14 protein-coding genes are annotated in these 15,042 nt (G+C 40.6%); 6 read left to right on the forward strand and 8 right to left on the reverse strand.

Going from position 1 to position 15,042, the window contains the following annotated elements:
* Window position 1: 1 nt before the first annotated feature.
* Genes HGJ18_RS06270 through brnQ form a run of 3 tightly spaced genes read right to left on the reverse strand, consistent with a single transcriptional unit; the run spans window position 2 to window position 2,398 of the window.
* Complete coding sequence (locus HGJ18_RS06270; protein ID WP_002675261.1) at window positions 2-643, reverse strand: tetratricopeptide repeat protein; 642 nt, start codon at window positions 641-643, stop codon at window positions 2-4.
* Window positions 633-1,010: a bactofilin family protein gene (locus HGJ18_RS06275; protein ID WP_002669698.1), complete on the reverse strand. Its 378-nt coding sequence runs from the start codon at window positions 1,008-1,010 to the stop codon at window positions 633-635. Before HGJ18_RS06275 ends, HGJ18_RS06270 begins: the two co-directional genes overlap by 11 nt.
* Window positions 1,010-2,398, reverse strand: coding sequence for a branched-chain amino acid transport system II carrier protein (gene brnQ / locus HGJ18_RS06280; RefSeq protein WP_253698229.1), 1,389 nt, complete (start codon window positions 2,396-2,398; stop codon window positions 1,010-1,012). The genes HGJ18_RS06275 and brnQ overlap by 1 nt, the downstream gene beginning before the upstream one ends.
* Before the next feature lie 246 nt (window positions 2,399-2,644).
* Between brnQ and HGJ18_RS06285 the strand changes: the two genes are divergently transcribed.
* Complete coding sequence (locus HGJ18_RS06285; RefSeq protein ID WP_253698230.1) at window positions 2,645-3,409, forward strand: Rpn family recombination-promoting nuclease/putative transposase; 765 nt, start codon at window positions 2,645-2,647, stop codon at window positions 3,407-3,409.
* Between the two features lie 168 nt (window positions 3,410-3,577).
* Here HGJ18_RS06285 and lepA read toward each other — a convergent pair whose 3' ends face one another.
* Window positions 3,578-5,383, reverse strand: a complete 1,806-nt coding sequence (gene lepA / locus HGJ18_RS06290) for a translation elongation factor 4 (protein ID WP_253698231.1) — start codon at window positions 5,381-5,383, stop codon at window positions 3,578-3,580.
* Window positions 5,384-5,529: 146 nt separating this feature from the next.
* Here lepA and HGJ18_RS06295 point away from each other — a divergent pair, with 146 nt between their 5' ends.
* Both HGJ18_RS06295 and era read left to right on the forward strand, forming a co-directional pair.
* Window positions 5,530-6,378 carry an RnfABCDGE type electron transport complex subunit B gene (locus HGJ18_RS06295; protein WP_002669703.1) on the forward strand — a complete coding sequence of 283 codons (849 nt, stop codon included), beginning with the start codon at window positions 5,530-5,532 and terminating at the stop codon, window positions 6,376-6,378.
* Between the two features lies 1 nt (window position 6,379).
* Window positions 6,380-7,264, forward strand: a complete 885-nt coding sequence (gene era / locus HGJ18_RS06300) for a GTPase Era (RefSeq protein WP_253698232.1) — start codon at window positions 6,380-6,382, stop codon at window positions 7,262-7,264.
* 6 nt (window positions 7,265-7,270) lie between these two features.
* On the opposite strand, the gene purH is transcribed toward era, so the two are convergent.
* From purH to secA, 3 genes are read right to left on the reverse strand one after another with little or no spacing between them, the layout of a single operon-like run.
* Window positions 7,271-8,854 (reverse strand): bifunctional phosphoribosylaminoimidazolecarboxamide formyltransferase/IMP cyclohydrolase, encoded by a 1,584-nt coding sequence (purH, locus tag HGJ18_RS06305; protein WP_253698234.1) that lies wholly within the window; start codon window positions 8,852-8,854, stop codon window positions 7,271-7,273.
* Window positions 8,855-8,873: 19 nt separating this feature from the next.
* On the reverse strand, window positions 8,874-9,458 hold the full coding sequence (purN, locus tag HGJ18_RS06310; protein WP_253698236.1) for a phosphoribosylglycinamide formyltransferase: 585 nt from the start codon (window positions 9,456-9,458) through the stop codon (window positions 8,874-8,876).
* Window positions 9,459-9,511: 53 nt separating this feature from the next.
* On the reverse strand, window positions 9,512-12,280 hold the full coding sequence (secA, locus tag HGJ18_RS06315) for a preprotein translocase subunit SecA (RefSeq protein ID WP_253698238.1): 2,769 nt from the start codon (window positions 12,278-12,280) through the stop codon (window positions 9,512-9,514).
* Between the two features lie 208 nt (window positions 12,281-12,488).
* Here secA and HGJ18_RS06320 point away from each other — a divergent pair, with 208 nt between their 5' ends.
* From HGJ18_RS06320 to HGJ18_RS06330, 3 genes are all read left to right on the forward strand, one after another.
* Window positions 12,489-12,827 (forward strand): GntR family transcriptional regulator, encoded by a 339-nt coding sequence (locus HGJ18_RS06320; protein WP_080612133.1) that lies wholly within the window; start codon window positions 12,489-12,491, stop codon window positions 12,825-12,827.
* Window positions 12,828-13,002: 175 nt separating this feature from the next.
* A complete protein-coding gene (locus tag HGJ18_RS06325) occupies window positions 13,003-13,851 on the forward strand; it encodes an ABC transporter ATP-binding protein (RefSeq protein ID WP_253698240.1) in 849 nt (282 codons plus the stop codon).
* Window positions 13,852-14,028: 177 nt separating this feature from the next.
* On the forward strand, window positions 14,029-14,667 hold the full coding sequence (locus tag HGJ18_RS06330) for an ABC-2 transporter permease (RefSeq protein ID WP_044977570.1): 639 nt from the start codon (window positions 14,029-14,031) through the stop codon (window positions 14,665-14,667).
* Here HGJ18_RS06330 and HGJ18_RS06335 read toward each other — a convergent pair.
* Entirely contained in the window at window positions 14,664-15,041 is a 378-nt protein-coding gene (locus HGJ18_RS06335; RefSeq protein ID WP_002675022.1) for a holo-ACP synthase, read from the reverse strand. The genes HGJ18_RS06330 and HGJ18_RS06335 overlap by 4 nt on opposite strands.
* Window position 15,042 lies beyond the last annotated feature (1 nt).

A 15,042-nucleotide genomic window follows, 5' to 3' on the forward strand; every position in this document is an offset into this window, starting at 1 on the left:
ATTAAAAACGCTGCAGAACCCTTTCACGCCCTTTCTGAGCATCAACAAGGTTTTTGTTTAAGCTCAAGGCCTTATTGTAGGCTTCAAGGGAATAACGGTATTCTTTTATCTGCTCTCTGGCATAGCCTAAACGAACCCACCAAAGACTGTTAAAGGAATCAAGGGTTACGGCTACGGAAAAAGAAATGTCGGCATGCCTGTACTTTGCCATTCTCAAATATATTTCTCCCATAAAATAATAGGAAGAAGAAATACGCACTCCATTGGGAGCATAAGAAATATAATCTTGAAAAAGTTTAAGGGCTTCGGAATTTTTACCCAAATAATAACAGGCCTCAGCCTGAGTTGCTATAAGACGGGGATCGGTTTGTGCAATTTTACGTCCGGCTAAGGCCATATCATAGGTTTTTTGGTATTGGCCGTCAGCCAAGAGAGCCCATGTCATTACAACATAACTGTCCAAATTATTGGGAGACTGCTTAATTTCGGCCTCACAGACGGCAATAGCTTCGGCATAACGTCCGTTCTTATACAAGACCAGAGCATCTGGCTTATTTTGAGAAAAAACAGGAGCCCAGCACAGCATAAAAAAAACAAGAGTAAATTTAAAGATAAAATTAATTTTTGTTTTTTTATCTTCCAAATTGCTTATCCTTTGTCATGGTACAAATACCGTTAAATACGCAGCCGCTTTCAAGAACGACTTCCGGAGCCGTAACATCGCCTATCAGTTTTCCGCAAGAAAAAACATGCACCATAGTATCGGCCAAAACATTACCTTCAACCGCCCCCTTGATCACAACCCTGTCAGCCCTGATATTGGCCTTAACAACAGAATTTTCATCGACGGTTACATCGCTTGTGGAAACCAAAAAGCCCTCCACATGCCCCTTAATCATAAACGGTTTTTTACACTCTATCTTACCGCTAAACTGAATATCAGGAGCTAAAACCGTATCGTAATCTTCTTCATCCAAATCCAATAAATTAACTTTTTCTATCTCAGCCATTATTCATCCTTTTTTTGAGATTCCCTCTTCATTGAGGGTGCTTTTTCTGTCTTTTGCATAATAATATAACCAAATCCGAATAAGAGAGAAAGACCCAAAGCAGGAAGGAGCCATGGGAATCCTATACCTTCAAAGGGGAGGGTCTTTAATACATTGATGGTAGTATTAAAACTCATACCCACTTGATCCATTGCCGGAAAGGCTTCAAGTTTAATAAGTAAGTTGTTGATAAGCTCTTGAGCCGCAACCCAGCCTTGGAGTATACTTATCGAAAGAGTGCCTATTACTGCACCATGAAAAAAGTACTTGTTCGGTATAAATTCTGCAAACAAATTTAAAACTATCAACACAATCGCTACAGGATAAATAATTTCCAAAATAGGACCTGCAATAGAGATAATATTATCTACACCGAAGTTTGAAAGGAAAAAACTTACGACACAGATAATGATAACGGTGGCACGGTAGCTTATATCGTCTTTAAATCTTTGAGAAAAATACTCCCCTGCAGTTGCGGTAAGACCTATTGAGGTAGTCAAACATGCCAAGCCTATTGCCAAACCTAAAACTATTCGGCCTCCCCTTCCCCATAATATCTCGCTGGATTGAACTACAATTTCGGTTCGTGAAAGATTATCGGGTAAGACGGCACTTCCTGTTGCTCCTACATATACAAGGCCTCCGTAAACAAGTCCTAAGCCTATACATGCAATAAGCCCCGTCCAGATAGTCATCTTTAAAAGAGATTTTTTTTCCGTGTAGCCTTTTGCACTGATACTTGAAATAACTATTGTGGCCAATATCATAGAGCCTAGAGCGTCCATAGTTTGATAGCCTTCTTTAAAGCCTCTTAAAAATATCTTATCGACTGAAGGATCTGAAGGCCTACCGATGGGAGTAATAAGGCCTTTTATAACCAAGAGGCCTAAAACGGCTATCAAGGCAGGCGTTAAAAACTTTCCTACCCTATCTATAACATTATTAGGGGTTAAAACAAAGAAAAGAGTAATCGCAAAGAATATAAAGGACGATAGAACAGAGCTTATCCCGAAGTTGGGTCTGATAGCTATTTCATAAGTAGTAGCTGCAGTTCTGGGAATGGCAAAAAGCGGCCCTATTATAAGCATAACAAAGATTATAAAAAAAGTTCCGAATAACTGATTTATATTTTTAGTAAAATTGGAAAGATGTCCGTCGCATTTTCCCATGGATATGATACCCAAAACAGGCATTCCGACTCCCGTTACCAAAAAACCTAAAAGAGAAAAAATCCAATCCTTTCCCGATAAGTGTCCCAAAGTAGGCGGAAATATCAAGTTTCCGGCTCCTAAAAACATAGCAAATAAAGCAAAACCTATAACAATAATATCGGTGGTCTTTTTGCTCATAAATTGTTCCCATCCTTAAAAAAGTATTTATTAAAACAACAAGCGATTATATCATTCTTTTGGGAAAAGAAAAAGGGGGTGGATTAAAAATGTGCATCCATGCACATTTTTAATCTTAGAGTTTGCGGCAAGCGCAAAACTTTCAAACATGCAATTTATAAAAATCTTTTTATAATTTACTATTTTTTTCAAATATTTTCTATAAATATAATGGGGAGGGGAAATGTGAAAAAATAGGAGAAAAAAATGGTAAAAAAATTTGAAGATTTAACATTTACGGATGACTTTATGTTTTGTAAGGTTATGCAAAATCCGTATTTGTGTAAGAGACTTATTGAAATGATATTGTCTGACAAAATAGGTAAAATTGCATATATCTCTATACAGCATAATATTACCACCTATGAACAGGCAAAATCCGTAAGGTTTGATGTTTTAGTGCAGACAGAAAACGGTAAATTTTATGATGTGGAAATGCAGGTAAGCAACGAGAAGAATATACCTAAAAGAATGAGGTTCTACCAAGCAGCCATTGATATTTCGTTCTTGGATAAAGGGAATTTCTATAGCGATTTAAATGACAGCTTTGTAATTTTTATTTGTTTATTTGATGTTATAGGCAAAAATAGACCTGTTTATACTTTTGAAAACATCTGTCTTGAAGAGAAAAACACGCCTTTACAAGATGGAACAAAAAAGGTTATAATAAATTCAGAGGCTTTTAAGGACGCCAAAGACAAAGAATTAAAGAAATTTTTAGAATACCTTAAAACAGGTAAGGCAAAAAGTGAATTTACAAGGAGGATAGAAGAAATGATACAAACAGTAAAACAAAACGAACAAGCAAGGCAAGAATACAGGTTAATGTCTACTTTTGAAATGGACGCTAGGGAGAAAGGGGCTTATGACAAAAGCATAGAAACAGCAAAAATCTTAAAACAGCTGGGGGACTCGTTGCAAAAAATTATGCAAGTTACAGGTCTTACCGAATCCGAAATCGAAAAACTGTAATTTCACCCAACCTCCTTTGTATTCATCTCAACCAAAAAATAAACCATAAAATTTGTAATAAAGCGGGGTTTCCAAAGGGGATACCCCTTTGGCAGTGCGGGAAAAAGAGGGAGTTATAGGGGGAGAGAAAACCCTGCTCTGAACGGGGTGTTCTCTCCCCCTAATAATTTAATCTTCCTTAGTCTTCAATACTGCTAAGAATGCGGACTGCGGGAGCTCTACATCGCCTATCATCTTCATGCGCTTTTTTCCTTCCTTTTGCTTTTCGAGAAGTTTTCGCTTTCGGGTGATGTCGCCTCCGTAGCATTTGGCAAGAACATCCTTACGCAAGGCCGAAATCGTTTCTCTGGCTATTATCTGACTTCCGATAGCTCCCTGAATCGGTATCTTAAACTGTTGACGCGGAATTTCGTCTTTAAGCTTTTCGCAGACAAGACGGGCCTTGTCATAGGCACTCGGTTTATAGGCAAGCTGGGCAAGGGCATCAACAGGCTTTCCGTTAATTAAAATATCTATCTTTGCCAAATCGGTAGGACGGGTTTCTATAACCTCGTAGTCAAAGGAAGCATAACCTCGGCTTATACTTTTAAGCCTGTCATAAAAATCGAACAAGACCTCGGCTAAGGGCATCTCGTAGGTCATTTCAACTCTTTTTTCGTCCAAGTAAGTCATATTGGTCTGCACTCCCCTCTTTTCCATACAGAGGGACATAACGTTTCCGAGATAATTTGTAGGCGTTATAAGCGTTGCCTTTATATAGGGCTCTTCAGCTGAAGCTATAAGTACCTCATCGGGATAATCGGCCGGGTTATCGCAAATAATCTCTTCTCCCGTACGCATGGTAAGTTTATAGCGTACCGAGGGAGCCGTAAAAATAACCGACTGATCGAATTCTCTTTCCAACCTTTCTTGTACGATTTCAAGATGAAGAAGGCCCAAAAAGCCGCACCTAAAACCGTGCCCTAGGGCAAGGGAAGAATCCTTTTCCCATGTTAAACTTGCATCGTTCAGCTTTAATTTTTCAAATGATTCGCGGAGCTCCTCATAATCGTTTGTATCCGTAGGATAGACGGAAGAAAAAACTACGGGCTTTACTTCTTTAAAGCCGGATAATGGAGCCTTGCAAGGAGCTGCGGCATCGGTAATGGTATCTCCTACACCTACGTCCGAAACGGTTTTAATTCCCGCAATTATATAGCCTACTTCTCCGGCCTGCAAGGAATCCTGCTTTACAAGATCTAGGACAAAGGTTCCCGTTTCTTCTACCTTGTATTCGCCGCCTGTATTCATAAAGCGGATAGTCATTCCGGGTTTTATCATTCCTTCAAAAACACGCACATGAACTACAACTCCCCGATAAGGGTCGTAGTGACAGTCGAATATAAGGGCCTGTAAGGGATTATCCTTTGAGCCCTTGGGCGGAGGAAAGGTTGTTATAATCGCTTCAAAAAGAGCATCGATATTTTCGCCTGTCTTTGCAGAAACGGCTACAGCCGCATCGGAATCAAGCCCCAGGTCATGGTCTATCTGATGTTTTGCAGCATCTATATCGGCCGCAGGCAGATCTATCTTGTTTATGACGGGAAGAATTTCCAAGTCATGCTCAAGGGCAAGATACATATTTGAAAGGGTTTGAGACTCAACACCCTGAGTGGCATCTACAATTAAGATGGCCCCCTCGCAAGAGGCAATGGCACGCGAAACCTCATAGGAAAAGTCTACGTGCCCGGGCGTATCTACAAAGTTTAAAACATAGTTTTTACCGTCCTTTGCCGTATAAGGAATTCGGACAGCATGGCTTTTTATGGTAATGCCCCGCTCCCGCTCTATGTCCATATCATCGGTCATCTGATTGCGGTGATAGCGCTCATCTATTATCTTAGTCTTTTCGATAAGCCTATCGGATAAGGTAGACTTACCGTGGTCTATGTGAGCTACAATACAAAAATTGCGTATATTTTCAGGATTTAACATAGGGCTCATTATAATGAAAAAATAAGATTATGTCAATTTTCAAATTTTATTTCCATTTTTCTTAAAGTATTTTTAAAACCCATTACTTGCACAAAATGTAAAAATATGGCATTATACAAGGGAAATAAAGTTTTATTGGAGTATGCATGAATATTATTTTATTGACCTTGGCCGTATCGCTGGTATTGTCTCTTTTGTTGGGCCTTTTGCTGGGCTTTTTTAAAAAAATCTTTTATGTAGAACCGGATAAAACGGCTGCAGCCGTAAGAGAGGTTCTTCCGGGAGCAAACTGCGGTGCCTGCGGTTATCCCGGCTGTGACGGATTTGCAGCAGCAGTTGCTGCAGGAGATGCACCCGTAAACGGATGCCCTGTAGGAGCAGCCCCTGTTGCCGAGGCCATAGGAAAGATAATGGGAGTTAATGCTTCGGCTTCCGCAAGAGTAGCGGTTTTGACATGCCAAGGCTCTCACGATGTTTGCCGAGACAAGTGCGACTATGTAGGCGTAAAAACCTGTAAGGCCGCAAAAATTTCAATTAACGGAACAAAGGAATGTGACTGGGGTTGTATAGGCCTTGGAGACTGTGAACGTGCATGCCCCTTTGATGCCATTCATATCAAAGAAAACGGACTTCCTGAAGTAGACTATGATAAGTGTACGGGCTGCGCTGTCTGTGTTGCCCTGTGTCCGCAGCATGTCCTAACAACAGTTCCTAAAGATCAAAAAGGAGCTATAGCCCTCTGTTCATGCAGAAACCCGCGTAAGCCTCAAATTATGAAAAACTGTAAAAGAGGCTGCATAAAGTGCATGAAGTGCGAAAAGAATTGTCCTACGGGAGCTATCAAGGTAATAGACGGAATACCCAAGGTAGATTATACTCTTTGCGATTCCTGCAATAAGTGTGTTGAAGGCTGCCCGACAAAGGTACTTGTGCTTACCGAAAACAAGGTAAAGTTTAACTCTTGCACATCTTGCGAAGGATGCCAAAGCGCATAAAATGAACAGCGGAGTTGTAACGATAATAGGCCGTCCTTCAGCCGGAAAGTCAACCTTTTTAAATACGGCTTCAGGCGAAAAGGTTTCGATTGTCTCATCAATTCCGCAAACCACCCGAAACGCAATCAGGGGTATCGTAAACACTACCAAGGGACAAATAGTTTTTATAGATACCCCCGGCTACCACAAATCCGAAAAAAAATTAAACCTAAAACTTCAAGAAATCGCGAAAACCCGCTTAGAGGAAGGGGACGCTGTCTTATATCTGATAGACATTTCACGGGAATTCGGAGAAGAAGAAAAAAACATTTGCTCTCTTCTTATCCCCCTGCAAAACAAAACAGTAATCGGCCTAAACAAAGCCGACCTTGCATCCGCAGAGACTGAACTTGTAAAAAAAGAGCTTTTAAGCCTCTTGCCCGATATTCCGCAAGAAAGAATCTTTGAAATTTCCGCCCTAAAGGATAAGGGCATAAACGAAATTCTTTCCCTCCTCATAGAGCTCCTTCCCGAAGGGGAAGCCCTCTATCCCGAAGACATCTACACCGATCAGGATGTAGTTTTTAGGATTACGGAGATTATAAGGGAACAGGCCATCCTTCACACAAGGGAAGAAATTCCTCACGCCCTCTATGCAGGCGTAGAAGATGCCGAAATGCGTAAAAACGGCAAAGAACTCTGGGTTCGAGCCTTCCTCTATGTCGAAAAAGAAAGCCAAAAGGCTATGCTCATAGGCAAGGGAGCCGCCGTAATCAAGAGCATAAGGATAAAATCCATGGCCGAACTGCGTAAAATTTTTCCCTACAAGGTTCAATTGGATCTTCAAGTCCGCGTAAACAAAAACTGGCGGCAAAAAGATAATATAATAAAAAAAATCTCGTATTAAAAATTTCTAATGCTTAAAATGCCTTACACCCGTTATCAGCATGGCCATTCCGTGTTTGTTACATTCTTCGATGCTTAAGTCATCGCGGATTGAGCCGCCGGGCTGGATTACGGCTTTTATGCCGGCCTTAGCCGCTTCTTCGATTGTGTCGGGAAAGGGGAAAAAAGCATCGGAGGCTAGGACAGAGTTTTTAACTCTTTCGCCGGCTCTTTCGATGGCTTGGCGGGCTGCATCTACCCTGTTAGGCTGACCGCAGCCTATGCCGACGGAACAAAAACCTTTTTGGGGATTTGACAAATCTATCGGGGCAGCGAGCAAAATGGCATTGGACTTAACCATAGTACAAGCCTTCATAGCAAATTGCAATAGAGACCTTTCTAAAGGCTCAGCTTTTCTTTCCGCTGCGTCTTTATATTCAGTACCTTCAGGGTCTCCCAAGTCTTTTTCTTGCTTTAAAAAGCCGCCCAAGACAGACTTATATTCATAAGCTTCTTTTTCTTGAAGGATGGGAGCCTCGATTAAGCGTAAGTTTTTTTTGCCGGATAAAAGTTCTTTTGCTTCTTCGGTAAAAAGAGGAGCTATGATGCACTCAACAAATAAGGTTCCAAGGGTTTCAACGGAAGCCTTATCGAAGGGACGGTTTAAAGCTATTATACTTCCAAAGGCCGAAACGGGATCGCAGTCGATTGCTGCCCTTAAAGCAATAGACACTTCCGAATCAGGGGGAGCGGAGGAAGAGTTTTTTAAAGGTTCTTCATTTATTTCGGCAAGGCCGCAGGGAGTAAGGTGTTTTACCACAACGGCGGCAGGTTTTGTAAACATAGAAACGGCCCTCCATGCAGCGTCGGCATCGAGGATATTGTTATAGGAAAGAGCCTTTCCCTGTAAGACTTTACCTCCCAAGGGGCCAGCCTTAGGCTCGCTTGTATAGAGCCAAGCCTTTTGATGAGGGTTTTCCCCGTAACGCAAATCCTGCCCGTGATGAGCACACAGGGTAAGAGAGGTTTTTTCTTCCATACCCCCGCTAAGCCAAGAAGTTATTGCAGCATCGTAGCGGGTACAAAGGTCAAAGGCCTTTATTGCCAATCTTTTGCGTAAGGAAAGAGTAATCTCTCCCGTCTTTTCAATTTCGGAAGAAACTTCGTCATAGTCGGCAGGGTCGCAGATAATTGTAACACGGGAATAGTTTTTTGCAGCGGCCCTTAAAAGAGCTACACCCCCTATGTCTATGTTTTCGATACAATCGCTTTCAGTTGAATCGGGGGAATTAATAGTTTTTTCAAAGGGGTATAGGTTGGCTATTACAATGTCTATGCCGCTAAAGCCGAGAGCTTTTAGCTCTGCCCTATCCTCTTCGGTATCGCGGGCTAAAATCCCGCCGTGAATCATAGGGTGAAGAGTTTTAACCCTCCCGCCTAAAATTTCAGGAGAAGAGGTGTATTCCGAAACTTCTTTTACTTTAATACCGGCCTCTTGTAAGGCCTTTGCCGTTCCTCCTGAAGCAATAAAATCATAACCTGCCGCTTTTAAGCGGGATGCAAAATCCTTTAAACCTGTCTTATCGGAAACCGATGCCAATACCAATCCCATAATCTTCTCTCCATGCTTATCAAACTTTCGATAAAAATTTTAGCGTTTTTATTACAAGAGCATGTTCCGCCTCATGCACTCTTTTTTCAAAATCGTCAAGCCTGTCTCCCCGGAAAACCGAAACTTCCTCAGTAAAAATTACAGGCCCCGAATCGACTCCTTCATCAGGGACAAAGTGGGTCATAATCCCGCAGCGTGAGATTTCCCCCTTCATAAAGGCCTCGTACTGCCTTTCGATAGCCTCCGTCCCAGGAAATGTTCCGGGCAGGGCCGGATGAAGATTTATAAGCCTGTCCTTAAACGAAGCTATAAAGCTGTCAGTTAAAATTCTCATCCAGCCTAACAATAAAACATAATCGGGCTTAAACTCCTTAACCTTTTCGGCAAGGAGGGCATCATATTCATTTCGAGATGAGCCTTTTTTAAAAGGAAGATAAATAGTCTTTATTCCCTCCCTTTCGGCACGGCTGAGGGCAAAGGCTTCTTTTTTGTTTGAGACCACAGCCTCAATCTTATAATCAATGGAGCCGTTTTTTATTCCGTCAATTACGGCTTGAAGATTGGACCCGTTTCCCGAAACCAGCACCGCAAGTTTTTTTTTCATTCCAAATTCCCATTACCCGTTATCAATTACTCATTGCCAACTACCAACAGTAATTAACCGTTTTTTCCGCAGCAGTGTTTGTATTTTTTTCCGCTGCCGCATGGACATGGATCGTTTCTTCCGACCTTGGGAACAGTACGCACAACCTGAGCATTTTCAGGACGGCTTCGTGAAGAAAGGGCTGTGGGCCCCATTCCATGACCTGAACCTGAAAAACTTCCCATCGAATTGTGCTGGGCATTTCCCTGAATGGATCGCATTTGGCGTGAAGCATGGGCTTCTTCTTCCGTGCTGATTTGAACCCTGACAAGACGGGAGGCTATTTCGATTCTTATGTCGTCAAGCATGGAATAAAAAATATCGAAGCCTTCAAGTTTGTACTCGGTTAAAGGATTTTTTTGTCCGTAGGAGCGAAGATAAACTGCCTCACGCAAGGATTCCAAATTTTCAAGATGGTCTAGCCATTTTTTATCGATGGCCTGCAAGTATTGGTAGCGGATAAACATGTTCAGGTTTTCTTTACCTGCAAGAGCTTCTTTTTCTTTAAGCTCCTTTGTAAAATGCTCTACGAATTCGTTTATCTCTTCTTCATGATTTTTTTTGTCGATGTTTGCAAAATCTTCTTCGGTCAGAGTATAGGCAAACTTTTCTCTAAAGATATCTTTTATAAGACGGGCTTTTTCTTCTTTTTCGGCCTTTGAGCTTGAACTATACTCATCGAATTTTTCGCTTATAAATTCTTCGAGGGTTGCGTAAATACGCTCGATAAGATTTTCGTCTGCAAGGATTGCATTTCGCTGCTCATAGATAAAGGAGCGCTGTTCGTTCAGTACATCGTCATATTCCAACAAATGTTTTCGAATATCGAAGTTGCGGTTTTCTACCTTCGTCTGAGCTTTTTCGATGCTCTTGTTTATCCAAGGATGCTCGATTGGTTCCCCTGCCCTCATTCCTATCTTGGACATAACATTTTTTAAGTTTTCGCCTCCGAAAAGCCTCATCAGGTCATCATCGAGGGAAAGAAAGAATTTGGAGCGTCCCGGGTCTCCTTGACGGCCCGAACGGCCTCGAAGCTGATTATCGATTCGGCGGCTTTCATGACGCTCCGTACCTATTACATAAAGGCCTCCGAGTTCTTTTACCTCATTATAGTCGCTTTGCCATTTTGCATATTCTTCGGCAAGAACTTTTTCATAATAATCGGGATTGGGATTTGTGCCCGTGCGTTTTTTAGCCCTCATTTCGGGGCTTCCGCCCAGCTTAATATCCGTACCTCGTCCCGCCATGTTGGTGGCTATGGTAACGGAACCCTTTGCTCCGGCTTCTGCAATTATAAGAGCTTCCCTCTCGTGATTTTTGGCGTTTAAAACCTCGTGTCTTACACCCCTCTTTGTTAAGAGTTTTGAAATAAGCTCGGATTTTTCGATAGAAACCGTACCTACGAGGACGGGCTGCCCCTTCTTATAAGCCTCGCTTATTTCGGTACAAAGAGCTTCAAATTTATCGTTTTCGTTTAAGTAGATTACATCGTGTTCGTCTTTTCGGGCAACGGGGAGGTTTGTCGGGATAACGACAACATCCAAGTTATAAATCTTTGTAAACTCTACGGCTTCCGTATCTGCCGTACCGGTCATGCCGGAAAGTTTATCGTACATTCTAAAAAAGTTTTGGAAGGTAATGGTCGCAAGGGTTCTGTTCCTTTGAGCGATTTTAATATGCTCCTTAGCTTCAATAGCCTGATGGAGCCCGTCCGAATAACGGCGCCCCTCTAAAACACGGCCCGTGAACTCGTCTACTATCTGTACCTGACCGTCTTGAATAACATAGTCCACATCAATATGGAAAAGAACATGAGCCCTTACCGATTGGGTAAAGTAGTGAATATATTCAAAGTTTTCTTCATCAAAGAGGTTTCCGCTTTTGATAAGTCCCTGCCTTTGAAGGATATCCTGAATGTGGAGCATACCTGAATCGGTAAAAGAAACCCTCTTACTTTTTTCGTCTATCGTATAATCCCCGATAACCTCTTCTCCCTCAAGCTCATTCGGATACTCGCCCGTCTCGGGATTTTTTTCGACTTCTTTTAATTGACCTATGAGGCGGTCAACTTCAAAAAAGCGCTGAGTATCGTCTTCGGCAGCTCCCGAAATAATCAAGGGAGTTCTAGCCTCGTCTATCAAGATAGAGTCGATTTCGTCTACGATTGCAAAAGAAAATTCTCTTTGGGTCTTGTCCTTGAGCCTCATCTGCATATTGTCGCGGAGGTAATCAAAGCCGAACTCGTTATTGGTACCGTAGGTTATATCACAGTTATATTCTATACGGCGGGCATCGTTTTCCATATTGGAAAGAATAACGCCGACACTTACACCCAGATAAGAATAAACAGGTCTCATCCAATCGGCATCCCGTTCTGCAAGGTAATCGTTTACCGTTACAATATGAACGCCCTTCCCCGTAAGGCTGTTTAAGTAGGCTGCGGCAACGCTCATAAGGGTCTTACCTTCACCCGTTTTCATTTCAACAATCTTACCGGAATGAAGAACAAGGGAGCCTAAAATCTGAACATCGTAGGGACGCTCTCCCAAGATACGCCTAGCCGCTTCCCGCGCAAGGGCAAAGGCTTCGGGGATAAAAGAATCCAAGGATTCCCCTTTTTGATAGCGTTCCCTAAACTCATTCGTTTTTGCCTTAAACTCCTCCTCGGAAAGAGAAAGAGCCCAAGCCTCTTTTTCGTTTATCTTGTGTAAAATCGGAAGCATGGCCTTAATATCCCGCTCATGCTTTGAACCGAAAAGAATTTTAATTATAGAATCTAACATATGCCTTATAATGTATCAAAATTTGAGAAAAAAGAGAAGAGGGAAATGTAATTCCTTAATTTTATAAAATTTCTTTTTAGGTCTGTCTTTTTAGGTCTTGACAAGTGTTTATATACAGTATATACTATATGTACATTAGGCGCCGTTATTTTTTAAGGAGGTAAAGGAAATTCTAAAAATAATTATATCCAATTCATCCCAAGCTCCAATATACGAACAGGTATATTCTGCTATAAAAAAAGCAATCCTAAACGGAGAAATAGAAGAAGGAGCTCCCCTCCCCTCTATAAGGACCTTGGCAAAAGATTTACAAATTTCGGTTATTACCACCAAGAGGGCTTACGACGAATTGGAAAGAGACGGCTTTATAGACTCGGTTCAAGGAAAGGGCTCCTTTGTAGCCTATCAAAATCCTGAAAGGCTCAAGGAAGCCGGAATATGTACAATCGAAGAAAAGATAGCCGAGGCTATAGATGAGGCCAAAAGGCTAAAGATAACACAAAAAGAATTTTTAGAAATCGTAAAGCTTCTTTTTGATGAAGAATAATAACGGGAGGTATGATAAACAGTTCGGCAGAAATTCAGCCTCACTGCTTATCTTCGAGTTTTGTGCAAAGCACAAAACATCGCATTATTTTATATGTGTGCTTTCCAGCACACAGTTGAAAAAACTTTTTTCAGGATTTGATAATCCTTGCAAAAAGTTTTTATGGGAGAAAATTATGGATTATATTTTAAACATAAAAGACTTAAACAAGGACTATAAAACTTTTAGCCTTAAAAACATAAGCTTTCAAATCCCTCAAGGAACGGTTATGGGTTTTATAGGAGCAAATGGAGCAGGAAAAACCACAACGATTAAGCTCATAATGCAGCTAATCAAAAAAGATTCAGGACTCATAGAAATTTTCGGTCAGTCTGCCGAAAAAAACTTCAGCTCCTTAAAACAAAAGATAGGCTTTGTTTATGATGAGCCCTGTTTTTATGAGCAATTAAAAATAAAAGACATGACAAAGATTATCGCTTCATTTTATAATTTCTGGGATTGGAAGGCTTACAAAAATTATCTTTCGCAATTTAAGCTGGATGAAACACAAAAAATAATGCAGCTGTCAAAGGGAATGAAAACCAAATATTCACTTGCCCTCGCCCTATCCCATAATGCACAATTTATAATTATGGACGAACCATCAAGCGGCTTGGATCCGATTATAAGACGGGAACTTTTGGATATTTTCTATGATGTAATAAGTGACGGAAAATGCAGCATCTTTTTTTCTACCCATATTACAAGCGACTTGGAGCGTATTGCAGACTATGTCACATTTATCAAAAACGGAGAGATAGTTTTTTCAAAGAGAAAGGACGACGTTTTTTCGGAATATGCTTTGGTCAAGGGCGGGCTTGATGACTTAAAAGGAGGAATAGAAAGTAAACTTATCGGAATACGCAAAACCGGAGTAGGTTTTGAAGCCCTCACAAAAGAAAAACAAGATCTTCCTGCAAGCCTCATAATCGAAAAGCCGGCTTTAGAAGACATTATGTTTTTTTATGAAAAAGCTTCAAATTAAGTTTTTATAAGGAGATTTGATAAACAGTTCGGCAGAAATTCAGCCTCACTGTTTATCTGCCGAGTTTGCCTTTCGGCAAACGTCGCATTATTGTATGCAGTTTGTAAACAAACTGCGTGAAAAAACTTTTTTCGCAAATTGATATTTGCTGCAAAAATTTTTTATAGGAGAATTTTTATGAGACAATTGCTTTTAACACATATAAGAAAAATAAAGAATAACAAACAAATTTTTATAATCCTTTTTTTACTATCCCCCATAATCATTGCGGCTACAAATAATCCTTTGATGTTTTTTTTCCCTTATCTTGTATCCATGCATCTGTTTTCGGGGATGACCAAGGTTGAACGCAAGGAGGGTATAAAGCAGGGAGAAGATATTTTATTGAACTCCCTGCCTGTAAGCCGAAAAGAAATAGTTATCAGCCGTTACCTTATTATACTTTTATTCGGTCTTTTAATGATCAGTACCTTCTTGGGATTTAGTTTTATAATATCTTTTTTAGTTAAAAACCCCTTTCAAATATCAAGTATATTTTTTATAAACTTTTTTATAATTCAATTTATATATAATATTTTATTTATTCCTTTAGAATATTTGAGTTTTGCCAAGGCTCAAATTATTAAGGGATTAGTATATATGGGGGCTATTTTTGTATTTTCAGGTATTAAAAAGTTAAATATCTATGTTTTAAATTTTTTTAATACTTTTAAAGAAAATTCTTTTTATATTATGATATTCATTGGAGTAATTATTTTGTCTATTCCAGTTTCCATTTTTTTGAGCATAAAAATATACGAAAAAAAAGAGTTTTAACTAGAACCTTCGATTATAACAACGGCGGCGGCGGTAGTTTTTTCGTGAGTTAGTGAAAGATGAATAGCTGCCCCGCCCTTTTCTTTTAAGGCTTGAAGAGCTGTGCCGGAAAATTTTAAAAAAGGCCGGCCCGTTTTATCGTTTGCAACGGCTATATCTTTTAACTCTATACCGGCGAGGCCTGTTCCAAGGGCCTTTCCAAAAGCCTCTTTTGCCGCAAAGCGGACAGCCAAGGAACGGGCGGCCCCGTCTCCCTTGGAAAGCACATATTCAAGTTCTTCTTTATTAAAAAACCTTTCAAGGAGCTTTTTATCGTTCAGCCATTTTTCGAGACGGGAAACTTCAACTATATCAATACCTAGACCGAGTATCATC

It is taken from the genome of Treponema denticola (assembly GCF_024181405.1).
Lineage (GTDB): Bacteria > Spirochaetota > Spirochaetia > Treponematales > Treponemataceae > Treponema_B > Treponema_B denticola_D.